Source organism: Pseudofrankia coriaricola, from assembly GCF_001854805.1.
GTDB lineage: Bacteria > Actinomycetota > Actinomycetes > Frankiales > Frankiaceae > Pseudofrankia.
The window spans coordinates 1-18,478 of sequence record NZ_MBLO01000057.1 but is presented as its reverse complement, the minus strand read 5'-3'; the positions used below and the strand labels follow the sequence as shown (position 1 = coordinate 18,478).

At 73.0% G+C, this 18,478-nt stretch carries 13 protein-coding genes; 7 read left to right on the top strand and 6 right to left on the bottom strand.

The genetic code is table 11. The annotated features are described in order from the left end of the window. Positions 1–335: 335 nt before the first annotated feature. The 3 genes from BCD48_RS10820 (at position 336) to BCD48_RS10810 (ending at position 3,571) form a co-directional block, all read left to right on the top strand. Positions 336–584 carry an acyl carrier protein gene (locus BCD48_RS10820; RefSeq protein ID WP_007520367.1) on the top strand — a complete coding sequence of 83 codons (249 nt, stop codon included), beginning with the start codon at positions 336–338 and terminating at the stop codon, positions 582–584. Next, positions 581–1,810 carry a beta-ketoacyl-ACP synthase II gene (gene fabF / locus BCD48_RS10815; protein ID WP_071048217.1) on the top strand — a complete coding sequence of 410 codons (1,230 nt, stop codon included), beginning with the start codon at positions 581–583 and terminating at the stop codon, positions 1,808–1,810. The genes BCD48_RS10820 and fabF overlap by 4 nt, the downstream gene beginning before the upstream one ends. A gap of 357 nt (positions 1,811–2,167) precedes the next feature. Further along, positions 2,168–3,571: an acyl-CoA carboxylase subunit beta gene (locus BCD48_RS10810; RefSeq protein ID WP_071048216.1), complete on the top strand. Its 1,404-nt coding sequence runs from the start codon at positions 2,168–2,170 to the stop codon at positions 3,569–3,571. Between the two features lie 979 nt (positions 3,572–4,550). On the opposite strand, the gene BCD48_RS10805 is transcribed toward BCD48_RS10810, so the two are convergent. Beyond that, positions 4,551–5,156 (bottom strand): DUF222 domain-containing protein, encoded by a 606-nt coding sequence (locus BCD48_RS10805; protein WP_083418455.1) that lies wholly within the window; start codon positions 5,154–5,156, stop codon positions 4,551–4,553. Positions 5,157–5,481: 325 nt separating this feature from the next. On the opposite strand from BCD48_RS10805, the gene BCD48_RS10800 reads away from it, so the two are divergent. Beyond that, positions 5,482–7,014, top strand: a complete 1,533-nt coding sequence (locus BCD48_RS10800; protein WP_083418454.1) for an MFS transporter — start codon at positions 5,482–5,484, stop codon at positions 7,012–7,014. A gap of 183 nt (positions 7,015–7,197) precedes the next feature. Here BCD48_RS10800 and BCD48_RS10795 read toward each other — a convergent pair whose 3' ends face one another. Beyond that, on the bottom strand, positions 7,198–9,696 hold the full coding sequence (locus tag BCD48_RS10795; protein WP_083418453.1) for an AAA family ATPase: 2,499 nt from the start codon (positions 9,694–9,696) through the stop codon (positions 7,198–7,200). A 252-nt stretch (positions 9,697–9,948) separates the two neighbouring features. Then, a complete protein-coding gene (locus BCD48_RS10790) occupies positions 9,949–10,671 on the bottom strand; it encodes a hypothetical protein (RefSeq protein ID WP_083418452.1) in 723 nt (240 codons plus the stop codon). A 483-nt stretch (positions 10,672–11,154) separates the two neighbouring features. Between BCD48_RS10790 and BCD48_RS10785 the strand changes: the two genes are divergently transcribed. After that, positions 11,155–12,408 carry a hypothetical protein gene (locus BCD48_RS10785; RefSeq protein ID WP_071048215.1) on the top strand — a complete coding sequence of 418 codons (1,254 nt, stop codon included), beginning with the start codon at positions 11,155–11,157 and terminating at the stop codon, positions 12,406–12,408. Between the two features lie 34 nt (positions 12,409–12,442). Here BCD48_RS10785 and BCD48_RS10780 read toward each other — a convergent pair whose 3' ends face one another. From BCD48_RS10780 to moaA, 3 genes are all read right to left on the bottom strand, one after another. After that, positions 12,443–12,688: a DUF6457 domain-containing protein gene (locus BCD48_RS10780; protein ID WP_071048214.1), complete on the bottom strand. Its 246-nt coding sequence runs from the start codon at positions 12,686–12,688 to the stop codon at positions 12,443–12,445. Between the two features lie 45 nt (positions 12,689–12,733). Next, on the bottom strand, positions 12,734–13,363 hold the full coding sequence (gene mobA / locus BCD48_RS10775; RefSeq protein WP_071048228.1) for a molybdenum cofactor guanylyltransferase: 630 nt from the start codon (positions 13,361–13,363) through the stop codon (positions 12,734–12,736). A 142-nt stretch (positions 13,364–13,505) separates the two neighbouring features. Beyond that, positions 13,506–14,492, bottom strand: coding sequence for a GTP 3',8-cyclase MoaA (moaA, locus tag BCD48_RS10770; RefSeq protein ID WP_071048213.1), 987 nt, complete (start codon positions 14,490–14,492; stop codon positions 13,506–13,508). A 503-nt stretch (positions 14,493–14,995) separates the two neighbouring features. Here moaA and ppgK point away from each other — a divergent pair. Together ppgK and sepH are read left to right on the top strand one after the other, a co-directional pair. Further along, positions 14,996–15,811: a polyphosphate--glucose phosphotransferase gene (gene ppgK, locus BCD48_RS10765; RefSeq protein WP_071048212.1), complete on the top strand. Its 816-nt coding sequence runs from the start codon at positions 14,996–14,998 to the stop codon at positions 15,809–15,811. Between the two features lie 843 nt (positions 15,812–16,654). Then, the coding region (gene sepH / locus BCD48_RS10760; RefSeq protein WP_071048211.1) for a septation protein SepH at positions 16,655–18,478 on the top strand (1,824 nt) is incomplete at its 3' end.

The following is an 18,478-nucleotide window of genomic DNA, read 5'->3' as shown; positions in this document are numbered from 1 at the left end:
CGCCCAGGCGGACGGCTTCCCCGTGGATCCGCTGACACGGATCCGGACCCGCTGGATCGCTGGCCTGCCAGCAGACCTCCCAGCAGACCTCCCGGATCGGCTTCGCCGATCCGGCAGGAACCCCGGGCTTCGCCAATCCGGCAGGAAACCTGTCACCGATGCGGCGGGAATCCCGAGGGTCCGCTGCCCCCCTGACCCCCTGACGGGTGGCGAGCCGTACCCTGCTCGCCACCCATCGGACGGTGTCGCCGGGCCAGTGCCCGCGCGCCGCCCAGATCCGTGGGTGACGATCACCACCAGAACCTGTACAGCTGCCCGATCAAGAAAGGTCCCCGATGTCCCAGACTGATGTCCTCGCCGGTCTCGCCGAGATCCTCGAGGAGGTCGCCGGTGTGGACCCGGCCGACGTCACCCCCGAGAAGACCTTCATCGACGACCTCGACGTCGACTCGCTGTCCATGGTCGAAGTAGTCGTCGCGGCCGAGGAGAAGTTCGGCGTCAAGATCCCGGACGACGACGTGAAGACCCTCAAGACCGTCGGTGACGCGGTCTCCTACATCCAGCGGGCAGGTGTCGCGGCGTGATCAGGACCCCTAGGCGGGTTGTCGTCACCGGCCTCGGGGCGACCACTCCGCTCGGGGGCGATGTGGCGTCCACGTGGGAAGGGCTGCTCGCCGGCCGGTCCGGCGTACGCCGTCTCACGGAGGACTGGATCGAAACGGTGCCGGTCCACATCGCCGCCCCGCTCGCGGTCGAGCCCCCGCTCGGCCGCGTCGAGGCCCGCAAGCTCGACCGGACCCAGCAGATGGCCCTGGTCGCCTCGCGTGAGGCGTGGGCCGACGCCGGAACACCGGACGTCGACCCGCTGCGGCTGATGGTCTGCGTCGGCTCCGGCATCGGCGGCGTGCTGACCCTGCTCTCGCAGCACGACGTGCTGCGAGAGCAGGGCGCCCGTAAGGTGACCCCACACGTCGTCCCGATGCTGATGCCGAACGGCCCGGCCGCCACCGTGGGGCTGGAGTTCGGCGCGAGGGGCGGCGTGCGGGCCCCGGTCAGCGCCTGCGCGTCGGGGACGGAGGCGATCGCGCTCGCGTACGAGCTGATCAAGTTCGGCCGCGCGGACGTCATCATCGCCGGCGGGACGGAAGCGGCCATCGCGCCGCTGCCGATCGCCGGGTTCGCGCAGATGCAGGCGCTGTCGAAGCGCCAGGACGACCCGACGCTGGCCTCGCGGCCGTTCGACAAGGCGCGGGACGGGTTCGTGCTCGGCGAGGGTGCCGGGATCCTGGTGCTGGAGGCGGAGGAGTACGCGAAGGCCCGCGGGGCCCGGATTCTCGGCTACCTGGCCGGGGCCGGGATCAGCTCGGACGCATATCATGTGGCCGCGCCCGAGCCGAACGGGGCCGGAGCGGCCCGGGCGGTCCAGGAGGCGCTGGAGACCGGCGACCTGGCCCCGGCCGACGTCGCGCACGTGAACGCGCACGCGACGTCGACCCCCGTCGGCGACCTCGCCGAGTCGAAGGCGCTATACCTGGCGCTCGGCTCGGCGGCCGGCTCGGCCGTGGTGACGGCGACCAAGTCGATGACCGGGCACCTGCTCGGCGCGGCTGGCGCCGTCGAGGCCGTGGCCACTGTGCTGGCGATGCGCGAGCGCATCGTCCCGGCGACCCGCAACCTCGACGCTCTCGACGACGAGATCGAGCTGGACGTGGTGCGGATCGACAACCGGAACATCAAGTCGGGCGCGGCGCTGTCGAACTCGTTCGGGTTCGGCGGACATGACGTCTGCCTGGCGTTCACGCCTGGATGACGTTGGGACGGGGCGGGCCATGGCTCGCCCCGGTACCAGCGGCCAGCAACACGGGAGACGGCAACCAGAGGACGGCTCCCGGAAGGACAAACACGGCGGCTGGCCGCCGGGTGCCCGGTTCCTGACCGGGTGCCCGGTGGCCACCCCGTGGCCGCGGCGGCGCCGATGGCGCCGATGCCTCGGCGGTCAGAACGGTGATCCCGCGCTGCCCGCACGCTGCCGCCCGGCGCGCCGCGAGGCGCGCCACGTCGGTACGCCATGACCCGTGTACCGGACAGATGTGCAAGCAGGCCCGCCGCGCCAGCGGCCGGTCGCAGGAGCAGCCCGTTCGCCGCCCAGGCAACAAGGAGATTCCCGGTGAGTCTGTCCACGATGGAACTCGTCGACCCGCGTACCCCCGTCGCCCGGCTGAACCACTTCTTTGACGACGACACCGTCACCCTGTTCGCCGCGCCCGACACCTCGGGCGTCGTCGCCGGGCAGGGACTCGTCAACGGCAACGAGGTGGTCGCCTTCGCTACCGACGTGACGGTGCAAGGCGGGGCGATGGGCCGCGACGGTTGCGCGCGCATCGTGCACGCCATCGAGTCGGCCGCCCGGATGAGCGTGCCGGTGGTCGGCATCTGGCACTCCGGCGGCGCCCGGCTGCAGGAAGGTGTCGCCTCGCTGGACGGGGTGGGCCGGGTCTTCGCCGCGATCGTGCGTGCCTCCGGACGGATCCCGCAGATCTCCCTGGTGCTCGGCGCGGCCGCCGGCGGCGCCGCCTACGGCCCGGCGCTGACCGATCTGGTGATCATGGGACCGGACGCCAAGGTCTTCGTCACCGGACCGGACGTCGTCCGCTCGGTGACCGGCGAGGACTGCACCGCCGACAGCCTCGGCGGCCCGGACACGCACTCCAAGAAGAGCGGCGTCGTCCACCTGAGCTGCGACTCCGACGACCAGGCGGTCGAGACGACCCGAGAGCTCGTGTCGCTGCTCGCCGACCAGCGCGACATCGGGCAGGTCGAGCCCCGCGACCTCGGCGCGCTCCTGCCGGAGTCGCCGCGCCGTGCCTACGACGTCCGGCCCCTCGTCGGCGGCGTGCTCGACGACGGCTTCATCGAGCTGCACCCGAAGTGGGCCCGCAACATCGTCACCGCACTCGGCCGGCTCGGCGGCCGCACGGTCGGCGTGGTGGCGAACAACCCGCTGCGCCGCGGCGGCTGCCTCGACTCGCTGTCGGCGGAGAAGGCCTCCCGCTTCGTGCGGATGTGCGACTCGTTCGGGGTGCCGCTAATTGTCCTCGTCGACGTCCCCGGCTACCTGCCCGGCGTCGGCCAGGAGTGGGAGGGTGTCGTTCGCCGCGGCGCCAAGCTGCTCTACGCCTTCGCCGAGTGCACGGTGCCCAGGGTGACCGTCGTGACCCGCAAGGCCTACGGTGGCGCGTACATCGCGATGAACGCCTCCTGCCTGGGCGCGACGGCCGTCTACGCGTGGCCGACGGCCGAGGTCGCCGTGATGGGCCACGAGGCGGCGGTGAAGATCATTCACCGGCGCACGATCGCCGCCGTGCCGGCACAGCGCCAGCCCGAGGTCATCAAGGAGCTGGCCGAGGAGCACGCGGTCGCCGTCGGCGGCGTCCAGAAGGCGGTCGAGCTCGGCGTGATCGACGCGGTCGTCTCACCGACCGAGACCCGCGGCGTCGTCGCCGCCGCGATCGCCGACGCGATCGCCGCCGGCCGCCCCGACAAGAACATCCACGGCAACATCCCGCTCTAACATTGGTTCGCTCCGTGCGGGCGGCGCGCTCCGGCCCCTTCCTTGCTTCGCTGCGGAAGGGACCTCCGCGCGCCGTCCTCCTCCGCGAACGTGCGCTACGGCGACCTCCGCTGCGGCCCCCCTACATCGCTTCGCTCGTAGGGGGGCCTCCGCGGAGGCGCGCCTCCGCGCCAGCTCGGTTGCTCGTCGCCGTGACGTCACCAACCCAAAGCCGCAGCACGCGCATGCCACCACATCGCTTCGCTCGTGGCCGGGCCTCCGCGGAGGCGCGCCTCCGCGCCCAGCCCGGTAACCCGCCGCTGCAACGTCACCAACCCGAAGCCGCGGCACTCGCATAGCTGGCGCGTCGCTTCGCTCGTGGCCGGGCCTCTGCGCCGCGCGGTCGCCCACCGCTGAAACGTCACCAATCCGAAGCAGGCGCGTGTGCAGGGCACCTTGCTGCGCTCGTAGGGGTGCCTCCGTGTAGCCACGCCTCCTCGCCCAGCGCGGTCGCCCGACGCTGAACGTCACCAATCCGGACAGGCTCCTCCGTAGGGGCACTTAGATTCGCTCGTACACGTCCGGACTCGGCTCGGCCAAGCGATCAGTCCCGATCAGGCGCGAAGACCGTCCCCCGACCGCAGCGATGTACCCCCACCGGGGTGCCGTGATCTCGCACCGTCCGAGCGGCACGCAACCGAGCTGGCGCGGAGGCGCACCTCCGCGGAGGCCTGCCACGAGCGAAGCGAAGTGGCCCCGCGAGTGCTGCGGCTTCGGCCTGGTGACGCCAAAGCGGAACGCAACCGCGCTGGGCGCGGAGGCGCGCCTCCGCGGAGGCCTGCCTACGAGCGAAGCGACGTAGGCGGGCCGCAGCGGAGGTCGCCGGAGCGCACGTGAGCGCAGGAGGACACGGCGGGGAGGTCCCTTGGGAGCGAAGCGAGTAAGGGGCCGGAGCGCCGTGCCCGCACGGAGCGAACCAGCAACACAGCGAACCAAGAAATCAAGCGTCGGCTATGTCGGTCCAGGTGCTCACGACGCGGGCGACCTGGCGGGGCGTCATCCAGGCGGCGGCGCGGGCGAAGATCGGGTCCGCGCGGCGAGCGAGATCGACCCGCCCGCCGCCGAGGGACGGCGCGATCGCCCGGACGTGCTCGAAGCTGATCGTGCCGGTGGTGAAGGCGTCCCTAGTGGCCGGCAGATCGCGAAGCGCGCGGGCGACGGTCAGCAGATGCGTCGAGGTCGGCGCGTTGATCCGGCACTCCCTGCGTAGCCAGGCGGCCGCCGAGACCGCGCCGTCGGCGAGCCACAACGAGCGGCGGTCGAACTCGCCGACCAGCAGCACCCACCGCGCGGTCGTCGCGTCGACGGTCGCCCGGCCCTCGATCACCGCCGTGGCGAGATCCACGTCCGACAGTCTCGCGGGGTCGACCGGCCGCCCGCCCGCCGCCGAGCCGGGGGCACCGGCTTCGGCACCGCCGCCGTCGGCGGCCCGCGGCGGCGCTGGATCGCCCGCCTCCGGACGTGCTGGCCCGGCGGGGACGCCGGCCTTGTCCGGGACCTCGGGCTCTGATGCCCCTGCGTGGTCGTCGGGGACTCCGGTCACCATGCACCCCCTCCATCGACTGGCGGCGCGCGGAAGCCGCGGTTGGCGCGGTCGCGTCTGCCTTTGCCCTGATGCCGCCATCCGAGGGCCCTGCCACTCGGGCACGGCTGGTTGGCCGCCCACGCGGGAAGCCGCTGGCCGCATGCCGCTCCGAGGGTGATCCGGTTGGCTGGAGGCATGATCGGGATTCGAACGTATGTTCGTATTGTAGGTGATCCAAAGGTCAATCACCATCCCCCGCGACGAACGACCCGCTCCGAGGCAAAATATTTACCTGTTGCGAAATAACTACTTGCCGAGCCGCGTTCTGGAGGACGGAGGTGCGTTGATGCTGTCGCGGGGACTGGAACGCGAAATGGCGACGAGTACGCAGCAGGTGAGCGGCTGCTCGCCAGATCGCCCGTCCACCGAGAGCGGATCCTCCGGCGGCTCCCGGCGGTTGCCTGCCCCCCGCGCCGTCGAGACACGGGCGACGGGCACGACGACCGGCGACCGGCCCTCGCCGCGTTCCGGCGGGACGTTCGCCGCGTTGCGGGTGCCGAACTACCGCCGCTTCATCACCGGCCAGATCATCTCCATGTGCGGCACCTGGATGCAGACGATCGCGCTGGGCTGGCTGGTGCTCTCCCTTGGCGCGAGCGGCACGGTGCTCGGCGTCGTCACCGCCGCGCAGTTCCTGCCAGTGCTCGTCTTCGGCGCCTACGGCGGCCTAGTCGCCGACCGGACCGACAACCGCCGGCTGCTGAGCTGCACCGCCACCCTCCAGGCCCTGCTCGCCGCCGTTCTCGGGGTCCTCGTGATCACCGACGTGATCACGCTGTGGATGGTGGTCGCCTTCGCCGTCTGCCTCGGGCTCACACAGGCGGTCGACAATCCCGCCAGGCAGAGCTTCGTACAGGAGATGGTCGGCCCGGAGACGCTACCCAACGCGGTCACCCTCAACTCGGTGACGATGAACGCCGCTCGGGTGGTCGGCCCCGCGATCGCCGGAGCCACGATCGCCCTGGTCGGCACCGGGATGTGTTTCATCCTCAACGCGCTGTCGTTCGCCGCGGTGCTGGTCGCGCTCGCCCGGCTCGACCGCTCGGCGCTGCGCCCCAACCCGCCCGTGCCCAGGGCACCGGGCCAGATCCGCGAGGGCTTCCACTACGCGGTGCGCACGGCCGGTATCCGGATCCCGCTGACGATGATGGTCCTGACGGGCACCCTCGCCTACGAGTTCCAGGTGACGCTGCCCCTGATCGCCCGGGAGTCCTTCCATGGCACGGCGGCGACCTACAGTCTGCTGACCGGCGCGATGGGCGCCGGCGCGGTGGCCGGCGGCCTGCTCGTGGCCCGCCGCCGGCTCACCGGAGTGCGCTCGCTCGTCGCCGTCGCGGGCGTCTTCGGCGCCCTGCTGCTCCTGTCCGCCGCGGCGCCGTCGTTGGTCGTCCTGGTCGTGGCACTCGTCGTCACCGGCGCGGCCAGCGTCGCCTTCATCGCCACCGGCAACGCGACCGTCCAGCTGTCGGCCGAGCCGCAGATGCGTGGCCGGGTGATGGCGCTGTGGTCGATGGCCTTCATCGGCACCACCCCGCTCGGGGGCCCGATCGCCGGCGCCATCGCCGAGGTCTTCGGCGCCCGAGCCGGCCTCGTGCTCGCCGGCGTCGCCGCCGTGGCGGCGGCCCTGATCGGCCTCGCGTCGCTGCGCCGCATCGAGGCGCGCCCGGCTGTGGCCCCGGTCGCCGTGAAGCGGGCCCGCGCGGAGCGAGCCGGCGCGGCGGCCACGGCCGGCGCGGCCGCCGGTTCCGGCTCGGCGGTCCGCGCGGTCGAGCCGGCCCCGGCCGGGCAGCCGTCGGCGCGTCCCGTGCCGTCCACCTGAGCGAGGCCGGCGAGCCCCAGGGCGGTGCCCGCCCTGGTCCGCGGCAAGTCTCGGCTGGCCCGGCCGGGCCTCACCTGTCGCCGCCGCCCGCCGGCCCCGCGGCCAGCCCAACACACCGACGCCGGTCTCCGCTCGGCGAGCACAGACCGGCGTCGAGGCGCGAGGCTCGTCGCGCTGCCCGGCCTAGTCGGTCTCGGCCACTGCCGAGGAGGACGAGGACGCCGTCTGGTCGGTGGCGGTCGCGGCGACCCGGTCGAGCTCTGGCAGGTGCAGCTCGCTCCCGTTCGCGCCGCGGTGCGCCCGCAGCGCGCTGTGGTGGTACTCCTCGGCGATGTCGAGGAACTCGGGCTCGTGGTAACGCCGCCCGTCGACGGTCGGGCCCTCCCGGCCCTCCATGATCGCCTCGACGTCCTCGCCGGTGATGGTCTTGTGCGTCTCCAGCGCGTGGGTCAGGGCGAGCACCTCGTGCCGGTTGGCGGCCAGCACGTCCTCGGTGCGCCGGTAGAGCGCCTGCAGCTTCGCCTCGACCTGCTCGCCGAACGGGCGGTCGGCATCGACCGCGATCGGGTTGATCGGGAGGTCGTTGGCCAGGGTCAGCCAGGACGAGATCGTGTCGCCCATGGCCGCCATCGAGATGCTCCGGGAGACCAGGTAGGTCGCGCTGCGCAGGTCTCCGCCGACACCGACGGTGTTGTCGCCGTCGAAGAACATCCGCTCGCCGACCAGGGAGGCGAGCGACACCATCACCTGGATCTCGACCTCGGACTTCCACTGGAACATGCTGTCCTCGACGTTGACCGACGCGACGAAGCCGCCGACACCACCGCGCCGCTCGATCGTCGCCATGTCGATGACCCGGCCGCGCTGCAGCCGGTAGGCGACGACCGCGTGGCAGGCCTCGTGCAGCGCGATGCTGTGCCGCTCCCGCTCGATGTGCTCGTGGTCGTCGGGCAGGCCGTGCTCCTTGATCACCCGGGCGCGCAGGATGTCCGCCCAGGTGATCACCTCGCGGCCGTCCTTGATCGCCTGGGTGAGCGCCTCGTTGACGGTGTCCTTGATCGTGGCGCCGGTCGCCTCGGTGCTCATCGTGGCCAGCCGCTCGACCTGGTCGTCCGTGAGCTCGTGCTTCACCTTGGCGAGGTAGCCCTCATAGGTCTTGATCCGGCCTTCCTTGCTTGGGTAGCCGACCTCGTACTGCCGGTCGATGCGGCCCGGCCGCAACAACGCCTCGTCCAGCGAGTTCGGCATGTTGGTGGCCATCATGATCAGGATTCGGTACTTGGGCGGCGGCTTGGGCTTCATCCCGAGCGCGCGCCGCACGACCCGGTTGAGGAAGCCGCGCGGCTTCTTCAGGCCGGACATCTCGGCGAGCAGCGCCTGCAGGGTGCCCATGTCGCCGCCGCCCATGCCGCCCATGCCGGCCACAACCCGGTTGACGGTCCGCCCGCTGGGCCGCCCCGGCCCGTCAGGGCCGAAGCCCAGCCCGCCGGCCGTCGAGGCGCGATGCCCGACCACCTCGGCCTTGGCCTGGTCGGTCAGGTAATGCAGGCCGTTGCAGCCCGTCAGGTCGGCGAGTCCATCCGCGTATGACGGCGCTCGCCAGCCGTGCGCGCCCAGGTGGCTGGCAAGGTGCGCGGTCCGGTGGGAGGACGCCGCCCGCTCGGACCCGCGGTTGAAGCCCTGCGAGAGCTGGCCGCGGTTGCCGAGGCTGTCCGCCTCGTCGAAGAAGGCGATGACGCCGCCGTAGCGCAGCGCGAGCTTGCGCAGCTTCCGGAACAGCGACTTGACCTTCAGGATGCCAACGCCCATGAACATCGCCTGGAACGCACCTGGATCGATGAACACATAGGGCTTGCCGGTCTCACCGGCGACGGCCTCGGCGAGCAGCGTCTTGCCCGTTCCGGGTGGGCCCCACAGCAGGATGCCGCCGGGGACGTAGCCGCCCTTGCCCTCGATCTCCTCCGGGTGCTCCAGGTAGAAGACGTTCTCCTTCACCCGGGAGACCACGTGGTCCTGGCCCCAGACGTCGGTGAACCTGGTCTTGACGTCGTCCGGGTAGTAGACCTCAACGCCACCCTTGGACATGAACCAGAAGATCGCGACGAACTGGCCGACCACGATGACCAACAGCAGGACGACCTGGAGCAGCAGCGGGATGGCGCTCCACAGGTCGCTGGGCACCTGGACCACGGCGTCGAACATCGACAGGTGGACGACGCGCGCGTAGATGAAAAGCGCGACCAGCAGCGTGATGATCCACTTCGCGGCCCGGCTCGCCCGGAAGCGGTTCCAGTCGTCCAGCCGCAGCATCCGCTTCTCGGCCCGACCGAACACCCGGTCGGTCCAGAACACGTAGTACGGCGACGAACGCTCACCGATGAACATGTGCACCTGGCGAGCCATCTCGACACCGATCAGCGCGAGCAGCCACCAGCTGCTCCGCGCCTCGATGCTGAACGCGTCACCCCAGGTCATCAGCGGGTTGCCGGAGACCTGCGCGGCGACGACGAACAGGAACAGCGCGCCGAACAGGAGCAGGAACTTGATCCGGTCCCAGATCGCCGCCGGCTTGCGTACCGGCGGCGGGTCGGCGGGCGGCAGCCCGTTGGCGGCCGCGGCCGCTTCGGCCGCGCCCTCGGCGGCCGTGCCAGCTAGGCCGCCCGGGAGGTCGGATAGGTCCATGGCTGTCGCCCTCCGGGATTCCTGTCCAGATCGACGAAGCCCGGGGTTCCTGCCGGATTGGCGAAGCCAATCTGGGAGGTCTGCTGGGAGGTCCGCGTCGCTTCGTCAGTTCGTCGGTTTGGCTCGTCGGTTTGGCGGGTCCGTCGGTCTCGTGAGTTCTCGTGGGTCTGTCACGGGGGTCAGGTCCGTCACCGGGCAGTTCGTCGCCACACCCGCTCGTCGCCTGGCTCGCTCCGGCGCGTGCCGCGCTCGTCAGGTTGTCGGGTTGACCGTGAAGGAGTGCTGCACCGAGGTCACCGATGACCCGTACTGCGCGTAGCACAGCGCGGTGCAGGTCATGACGAGCTGGTAAAGGACGGTCTGCTGACTGTCGAGCAGGCTCGTCTGGTCGAACGTCACCAGCCCGGTGGAGGTGGAAAGCTGGTAGACGAGGTGCACCCCGTGCACGCCGTTGCCCTTCTTCACCGACTCCTCGAGGATCAGCAGGAAGGCCGGCTGCAACCGCGCGGAGACCGGGTCCTTGCGGACCAGCTCCTCCTGGGCCGCCTGGGACTGGTCAATAGGCACCACCAGGTCGCGCAGGTCGTTCGTGGAGATGCTCTTGGCCTCCTCCGGCAGCAGCTGGCGGACCTGTACGAACCCGTTTGGCTGCTCGGCGGCCGGATTGAACACGTTCGGCTTCTCGTTGCCCGAGGCGTCGATGCCGGTCAGCCAGTCGATCTGGCGCAGCAGGCTGTACATCTCTGGGCTCAGCTGGCGCGCGTCGAGGCCTATCAGCAACGGCTCCTGGACCCGCGCCTGGCTCCATCCGTCGGGGAGCCTGACGTAGACGCCAGCCGCCTTGTTCGTCACGTACTTGTCGCTCGCGGATCCACAGGCGGACATGAGCAGGAGCGCCCCGGCCACGAGACCGGCGACGGCAACCCTGACGACGGACCACGTCTCACGACGCCGACCCGCTCCTGGCGCGACCACGGCAAACCTCCACCCAATCGATGAGGCCAAATCCATGGTGCGGCACCGAGCCATGGTCAATCAGTGTCTTCACACAACATTAAAACTACCGACATCGGTGCGCACCCGCCTGCGAAACGCGATTTCCACCCACCTCCGCGACACTCCTACTCACTCATAGTCACGGCGATGTCACCACCATGCGACGGCGCGTACGACGCCGCCACCGGACGTGTGGAGAGGCCACCCCGAGGCACCGGCACCTGCCCGCACTCTCGGCCACGAACTTGTCGTCCTTGTTGACGTCTCTTCACGGGCCTGAAAATCCAGCCGGCGCGACCGGGCATTTCGGACGAAATAGCCAGGTCGCGCCCCGTCGGCGCGTGGACGGCCGGTCTCCGCGCGACGCCCGGAGGTGCCAGCCCACGCAGCGGACGCCGCCGGGACATCACCCGCCCAGGGCACAGCGGCCGCGCCGACGGCTGGTAGGGCACACTGGTCGACATGGCGCGTACACGGGCAGCCGAGGACAACGGCGCGTACCGTGACGCCCCGGCGTCACGAGCCGTGCCCAGGGCGCCGGCCGGTGGCACGCGAGGCGGCCCACGGTCGTCGGACGACGGACGTTCACGGCACGCCTTCGGCGTCTTCTCGGTGGTCGCGGTCTTCGCCCTCGTCGGGGTCACCCTGTGGCGCCCGCTCGCCGTGCTCGTCGCGCTTCCGGTCATCGTCGTTCTCGCGCTGGTCGTCCGCGCGGCCGTGCCAGTGCCCGCTCCCGCCAGGGCGGCCACCGGGCCGCGCCAGCGCCAGCCCAGGAACGCCCCGGTCCGGCCGGAGCGCGACGTGCCAGCGCGCGACGCGCGGCCACGTCCCGCCCGGCGCGACGACCGCCCGCCCTACGACCAGGAGTCCGACCGGCGGGTGCCCCCCGCCCGGACACGGCGGCCCGCGCCGTCCACGCCGCCGATGCCGGCGGACCGGTATCAGCAGGCCGGCCCGTATGAGCCCGACGAGGCGACGGAGCAGTACCGCATCGGCGAGCCGCGGCAGTCGAGGCACCGCCAGCCCGCTCCCCCGGCCGCCGTGGCCCGGCACGACGACAGGCGCCGCCCGGACGCACGGGCCTACCCCGACGACCCGGATGCCGGCTTCGACCCATCCGCCCCCGGGCGCGCGGGCGTGGCGGACGGGGGCGCGTTCGCTCCGCCCCCGCGCGGCCAGCGCGAAGCCGGCCAGCGTCACGGCGGCTCGTCAGCCGGCTATGACCGCGCCGACGACGCCGGGCGGTACGCCGGCCAGGCCGCGCCAGGCCGGGGCACGGACGACCACCACACGGACGACCGCCGCCGCGAGGCCGAGGAGCGCTACGGCGCGGCGCCCGGGGGGCGGGATGAGGCGCCCGGCGCCCGCTACCCTGACCAGCCGCCGCGTGTCGACGGCCGAGGCCAGGCCGAGTGGCGCCGCGCGCACGGCGACGACCACGCCGAGGGCTACCAGGATGGCCACGGCCCCGACGGCTACGACGAGTACTCGGACCATGGTCGCGCCGAGGACGAGCCTGGCTACGGGCGGGAGCCCGGCCGCGGGCCGGCCGGCGCCGCGGGCGACCGGCGCCGGCGCGGCTGGCGGCATCAGGTCTGGGACGATGAGGGCTGGGACGACACGCCGGAGCCGGAGCCGGACGAGGACATGATGCACACCATGTCGATCGACATGCGGGGCTACCTGGACGACACCGGCAGCTTCCGGATGCCCTAAGGCTGACGCGGCGCCAGCCGTCGGGCGCTGTCGGCTACCCGTTGTCGGGCTCGGCGAGCAGGGCACGGATGGTGGCTACGGCGGCGGTGACGTCGGCCGGGCCGCCGCCGGCGCGGCCGGACGCGAGGCCGACCAGGAAGGCGGTCAGCGGCGCCGCCGGGCGGGCGACCCCGTGCGCGACGTCGCGCGTCAGGTCGAGGAGCTCGGGGACGTCGATCGCCGCCGGATCCAGTCCGAGCGCGTCGCCAGCCCTGGCCACCCACTTGTCGAGCTCGCTCATCGGTATCCTCGCCCTCCTGGCCACAACCTCAGACGTCCCCGCACGTCACAGACCCATCCTGTCGGCCGCGGCGCGCGCCGCGAGCACGTCCGGTTCGGCATCGCAGTCCAGACAGCTAAGCGCGTCCGCCGGGACACGCGCCACCGTCCGGCCGGTGAGCAGCGCCCGCACCGCCGCCCCGGTGGGCCGCGGTGGGACCGCCGACCGCAGCGCCGCCGAGCGCCAGACGGACGCAAGCGTCTGGTCCCGCCCGGTCGGGTCGACAAGCAGCGCGACGTCCACCGCGCCGGGTGCCCCCGGCCCGGATGCCCCCGCCCGGGGCGGTGCCGTCACCGCCGCGCGCAGCTCGGCCAGCGAGGCCGTGCCGAGAAACGGCATGTCGACGGCCAACACCGCGACCAGCGGCGCGCGGACGTGGACGAGGCCGGCCGCGATCCCCGCGACCGGGCCGCCACCGGGCGGATCCTCCCGGGCCAGTACGACACCCGCGCGGGCAAGCCCCGGCCGGTCCGGCCCGACCACCACCACCCGGCCGACGGCCGGCTCGACCGTGGCCAGCACGGAGAGCACGCGGTCCAGCAGGCTGCGCCCGCCGATCGTCACCGCGGCCTTGTCCGCCCCGCCGAGACGGCTCCCCCGGCCGCCGGCGAGCACGACCGCGTCCCAGGACGTCATGCCGGCACCCGACACACGGCCAAAGGAAGTGCGAAAATGATCTTCTTTCGCACTTCCGGCGGCCCCAGCTTCGGACAGACGGCCAATGGAGGTGCGAAAATGATCTTCTTTCGCACCTCCATTGGCCCCAGCTTCGGAAGCACTAGCCGCCGATCGCGGACATCGGCCGGTCCGGCTGCCGGAAGGACGGCTCGCCGATGCCGTGCCCCGGGCGCTTGCCCCAGACGGCGGCGCGCCACCGCCGCGCGATCTCGTCGTCACCCGCGCCCGAGCGCAGCGGGGTGCGCAGGTCGCTCTCCTCCCGCGCGAACAGGCAGTTGCGCACGTGCCCATCGGCGGTGAGCCGCACCCGGTCGCATGCCGCGCAGAACGGCGCCGTCACCGAACCGATCACGCCTACCACCGCGGGGCCGCCGTCGACGGTGAACAGCTCGGCTGGCGCGGAGCCGCGATCGCCGACCGGGGTGAGCTCGAACTCCGCGCGCAGCGCGGCGAGCACCTCTCTCGCGGTGACCATCGTCGAGCGCTGCCAGCCATGTTGGGCGTCGAGCGGCATCTGCTCGATGAAACGGAGCTCGTAGCCCCGCTCGAGGCACCAGCTCAGCAGCTCAGGGGCCTCGTCATCGTTGACCCCGCGGGTCAGGACCGCGTTGACCTTGACCGGTGCAAGCCCGGCGGCCTCGGCGGCGGCGAGCCCCGCGACCACATCGTGCCAGCGGTCCCGCCGGGTGATCGCGACGAACCGCTCGGGGCTGGTCGTGTCCAGCGAGACGTTCACCCGATCGAGCCCGGCCGCGCGCAGGGCGCCGGCGGTGCGGGCGAGGCTGAGGCCGTTGGTCGTCAGGGACAGCTCGGGGCGGGGCCGCAGCGCCGCCAGCCGGCCGACCAGCTCCGCGAGGCGCGGCCGAAGCGTCGGCTCGCCGCCGGTGAGCCGGACCTCGGTGACGCCAAGGCCCTCAACGGCGATCCGGACCAGCCGGACCACCTCGTCGTCCGTGAGCACGTCGGCACCAGGCAGCCACGGCACCCCTTCGGCCGGCATGCAGTAGGTACATCGCAGCGTGCAACGGTCGGTTAACGACACCCGCAGGTCGGTGGCAATCCGCCCGAACGTGTCAATGAGTTGCACACCTGCCAGGGTATGGCTGCGCGGCGGCACGCGGTGACGACGTCGTCATCCGGCCTGGAAGACTATGGCGACACGGCCGCGTGGCGGGATCCGCTGGCCGGCGGCCACGGGGGACGTTGGGACGGGGACGAGCGGCCTTCCGGCACCTGGAGCCGCGCACCGTCCCGACGGATCCAGTCGGGTGGATGCGCGCCACGGCCGTGCCGGGGCCAGTCCCGGGAACGGTCCCGGCTGGACGACGGCCTGGTCGCCGACCGCGCATGCGTCTCGTGCGCGCCGCTCCTGCCGAGGGGCCCCGCGGCCCCCGCGGGTCGGCGAGGGCTGGGGTTCGGGCCGGACCAGGGAGCCCGGGTTCCCGTCAGCAAGTCCGGACTGGCTGTTGGGTGGCAAGATGGATCATGCTTCCGGTCGCGCGGCCGGAAGCCCGTGGGTACCCGTGGGTATAGGCCAAGGAGCCGGCCTCATCCACAGCAACGGACCTCGTAGGTACAGAAGGGAACGGGATGCAGGTCTTCGGGGTCGACATCGGTGGATCCGGTATCAAGGGTGCCCCGGTGGAGATCGATGACGGCGCCCTGGTCGCGCCGCGGGTTCGGCTGCAGACCCCGAGCCCGGCCGAGCCCGCCGCCGTCGGCGCCGTGGTGGCGGAGGTGGTCGGGCAGTTCGGCTGGCAGGGTCCCATCGGCGTGACGTTCCCCGCCGTCATCCGCGGTGGGATCGCGCAGACGGCCGCCAACGTCGACCAGGGCTGGGTCGGCACCGACGTGGCCGCGACCCTCGCCGCGCCGCTCGGTGGCCGGGAGGTCGTCGTCATCAACGATGCCGACGCGGCCGGCGTGGCCGAGATGGCCTTCGGCGCGGGCCGTGACGTCCCCGGCCTGGTCGTGATGACCACCTTCGGGACCGGCATCGGCACCGCCCTGTTCCTGCACGGGCAGCTGATCCCGAACACCGAGCTCGGGCACCTGGAACTCGGCGGCCACGACGCGGAGACGAAGGCATCCGACGCGGCTCGCGAGCGCGAGGACCTCAGCTGGGAGCACTGGGCAAAGCGGGTCAGCCGGTATCTGACCGCTCTCGAGAACCTGCTGTGGCCCGATCTGATCATCATCGGCGGTGGGGTGAGCCGCAAGGCCGACAAGTTCCTGGACCTGCTCACCGTGCGTACGACGGTCGTGCCCGCGCAGCTGCGCAACGACGCCGGGATCGTCGGCGCGGCGCTGGCCGCCGGGATCGACCAGACACGCCCCCGGGTCCCGTCCCGCACTGTCCGCCGCCGCCCGCCGGCCACCCGCCCACCCGGCGGCCGCCGTCCCTGACCTCGGCCACGTCGACACACAGACCACTGCCGCCCCGCGGGTGGCCTCGCCCCCGACCGTTCGCCACCCGGCCGCACTGCTCGACCAGCTCACCCACCCCACCGGCTCCAGCCCAGAACGACCGCAGCCACGCACACCGCAACCCAGCCACCACACCGACCCCGAACCAGAACGACCACAACCACATACACCGACCCCAAACCAGGCCCGGCGGGCGCGGAGCGTCCGTCACGCGTGGGCTCTGGGGGACGCGGACGCGAAGCGAAAGCCACGCACACCGCAACCCAGCCGTCACACCGATCCCGGACCAGAACGACCACAACCACATACACCGACCCCAAACCAGGCCCGGCGGGCGCGGAGCGTCCGTCACGCGTGGGCTCTGGGGGACGCGGACGCGAAGCGAACCCGCCCCCCAGAGCCCACGCGACACGCCCGGACGGCCGGGTGAACATCGCCGCGACCCGGTCAGGACGGCAGACTATGCGTGTCGGTGCCCGGTGCGGGCCAGCCGGCCAAAGGAGGTGCGACCATGCTTTTCGGTCGTGCCTTCCGTACCCGGAGGCTCCAGGCTTACCGCGCTCTTCCCCGGACTTCTCGCCGGATCGGCGATAACGATCTGACGGACCGGAATCGGGTCTCTGTCCTGTCGACGGATTCCACCTGCCTGGCGGGGGATCCGGAGCCTGGAAGTCCGGGGTTCGGGAGTCGGCGCGGCCGCGGCGCGGGACGATGAGCGGSGGTCCCTGTCCGCTGCTCGGCGGGGACCTGGCCGGCGGCGAGTGACAGGCGAGGCGTCGGCCCGGGGCGGGCGGCACGGCGGTGACGGGAGGAGATGGCGCCATGCGTGAGCTGCGGGCGGTAGCGCTCAGCGAGGACGGTGGCTATCTCGTGCTCGCCGACGCGAACGGCCGCGCCGACGCCGAGCAGTTTCGAGTGCCCGTCGACGACCGGCTGCGCGCGGCCCTGCGCGGTGCGCGGCGCAGTGAGGTCCGCACCGAGAGCGCGTTGACCCCGCGTGAGATCCAGGCCAGGCTGCGGGCCGGCGAGACCGCGGCCGACGTCGCGCGCGCCGCGGGCATCCCGGTCGAGCGGGTCGAGCGCTACGAGGGACCGGTGCTCGCCGAACGTGCCCGGGTGGTGCAGGAGGCCAGGGCGGCGCTGCTGCCGAAGGACCCGGGCGGCGCGTCCGGCCGGCCGCTCGGCGAGGTGGTCGACACGCGGCTGATGGCCGGCCAGGACGACCCGGAGGCCGCCCAGTGGGACGCCTGGCGGCGGGTCGACGGGATCTGGCTGGTCCAGCTCACGTCCGAGAGCCGGTGCGCCCGGTGGACCTGGGATCCGGTCGTCCGCCGGGTCCGTCCCCATGACGACGCCGCCCGCGCGCTGGTCGCGCCGGAACCGGTCGACACCGCCCCCGCGGCCTCGACGGCGCCGGGGGCCGCGGCCGCACCGCCCACCCGCCAGAGCCCACCCGCGCTGACGCTCGTCCAGGACCCCGCGCAGCCGCCGGCCGGCGCGCGCCCGCTACCGGCGCACCCGGCGGCCCCGCAGCCAGAGCAGCGGCCGCGCTACGCCCAGCCGGCGTCCTATCCCGAGCCGGGATACCCGGACTCCCACGACCCGGCCGGCCCTTTCCCCGGCCCCGGTCAGCCGGCGGCGCCGTTCCCGGCCGCGCCAGCGCACCAGGAGCCGCGCTACCCGGCGGCGCACCACCCGGCGGCCCGCTATCCCGCCGCCCAGCACCCGGCCGAGCACCAGCCGCCCGCCGCGCGTCAGCGCGCCGACGACTTCGACCACGCCGCCGGCCGGCCCGCCGACCGCTACCAGGCTCCGCCCGCCTACCAGCCCCCCCAGCCGCCGCCGGAGCAGTACCCGCCGACCAGGTACTCGACGGACCCCTACCCGCCCGACACGTTCGCCCCGGCCCACTACCCCACGGCGTCGCCGCGCGGTGGCGACCTGCCGGCGGCGCGACCGGACGTGTCGTCCCCCGGCTCGCCGTACGCGGACGACCTTGGAGGGCCGCCGTCGTTCGACGAGGCGTTCAACGACCCCTTCGACACGGGGCGGGCCGAGCCGGCCGGTCCCGCGGGGGCGCCGCCCGCCGCCGCGGCACACCACTTCCCGGACCGCCTCGCCGGGCGTGGCGGCCAGCCGACGACCGACGACCTCGACCTCGGCCGGCCCTTCGACCGGCCGGCCGGCCGGCCGGCACGGCCCGCGCCGGCGCACCGCCCGGCGAGGCCACCGGCCCTTGAGTCGCGGCCGACCGGGCCACTGGAGCCGCGCCGCTGGCCGGGGCACGATGATCCCGACCTCGGCATGGGCCTGGACGCGGACCTGTTCGACGAGCCGGCTGACCAGCTGGATCCGCCGACCCCGGCTGCCTCACGGCCGTTGCCGCGGCCCGCGACCGCGCCGCCGCGCGGAGCCAGCGCACCTCCCCGGGCGATGCCACCCCGGTCCACGGTCCCGCCGCGCCCGGAGACCCGCGGGACACCCCAGGGCCCGGCAAGGCCGGCCCCGAGCGTGCCGGCCTCCGCCGCCGCCTTCGCCCCGCCCACCGAGCCGGCCGCGCAGTATGCCCCGCGTGCCGACGCGCGGGACGCCGGGCCCGCGCTCGGACGGCCCGGCGAGAGCCCACGGGAGACCGCTGCCCCACAG

Coding starts and splice junctions, on each gene's coding strand:
- BCD48_RS10820 (WP_007520367.1), top strand. CDS start 336: ATGTCCCAGACTGATGTCCTCGCCGGTCTCGCCGAGATCCTCGAGGAG.
- BCD48_RS10805 (WP_083418455.1), bottom strand. CDS start 5,156: ATGGTGACCGGAGTCCCCGACGACCACGCAGGGGCATCAGAGCCCGAG.
- BCD48_RS10800 (WP_083418454.1), top strand. CDS start 5,482: ATGCTGTCGCGGGGACTGGAACGCGAAATGGCGACGAGTACGCAGCAG.
- BCD48_RS10795 (WP_083418453.1), bottom strand. CDS start 9,696: ATGGACCTATCCGACCTCCCGGGCGGCCTAGCTGGCACGGCCGCCGAG.
- BCD48_RS10785 (WP_071048215.1), top strand. CDS start 11,155: ATGGCGCGTACACGGGCAGCCGAGGACAACGGCGCGTACCGTGACGCC.
- BCD48_RS10780 (WP_071048214.1), bottom strand. CDS start 12,688: ATGAGCGAGCTCGACAAGTGGGTGGCCAGGGCTGGCGACGCGCTCGGA.
- mobA (WP_071048228.1), bottom strand. CDS start 13,363: ATGACGTCCTGGGACGCGGTCGTGCTCGCCGGCGGCCGGGGGAGCCGT.
- ppgK (WP_071048212.1), top strand. CDS start 14,996: ATGCAGGTCTTCGGGGTCGACATCGGTGGATCCGGTATCAAGGGTGCC.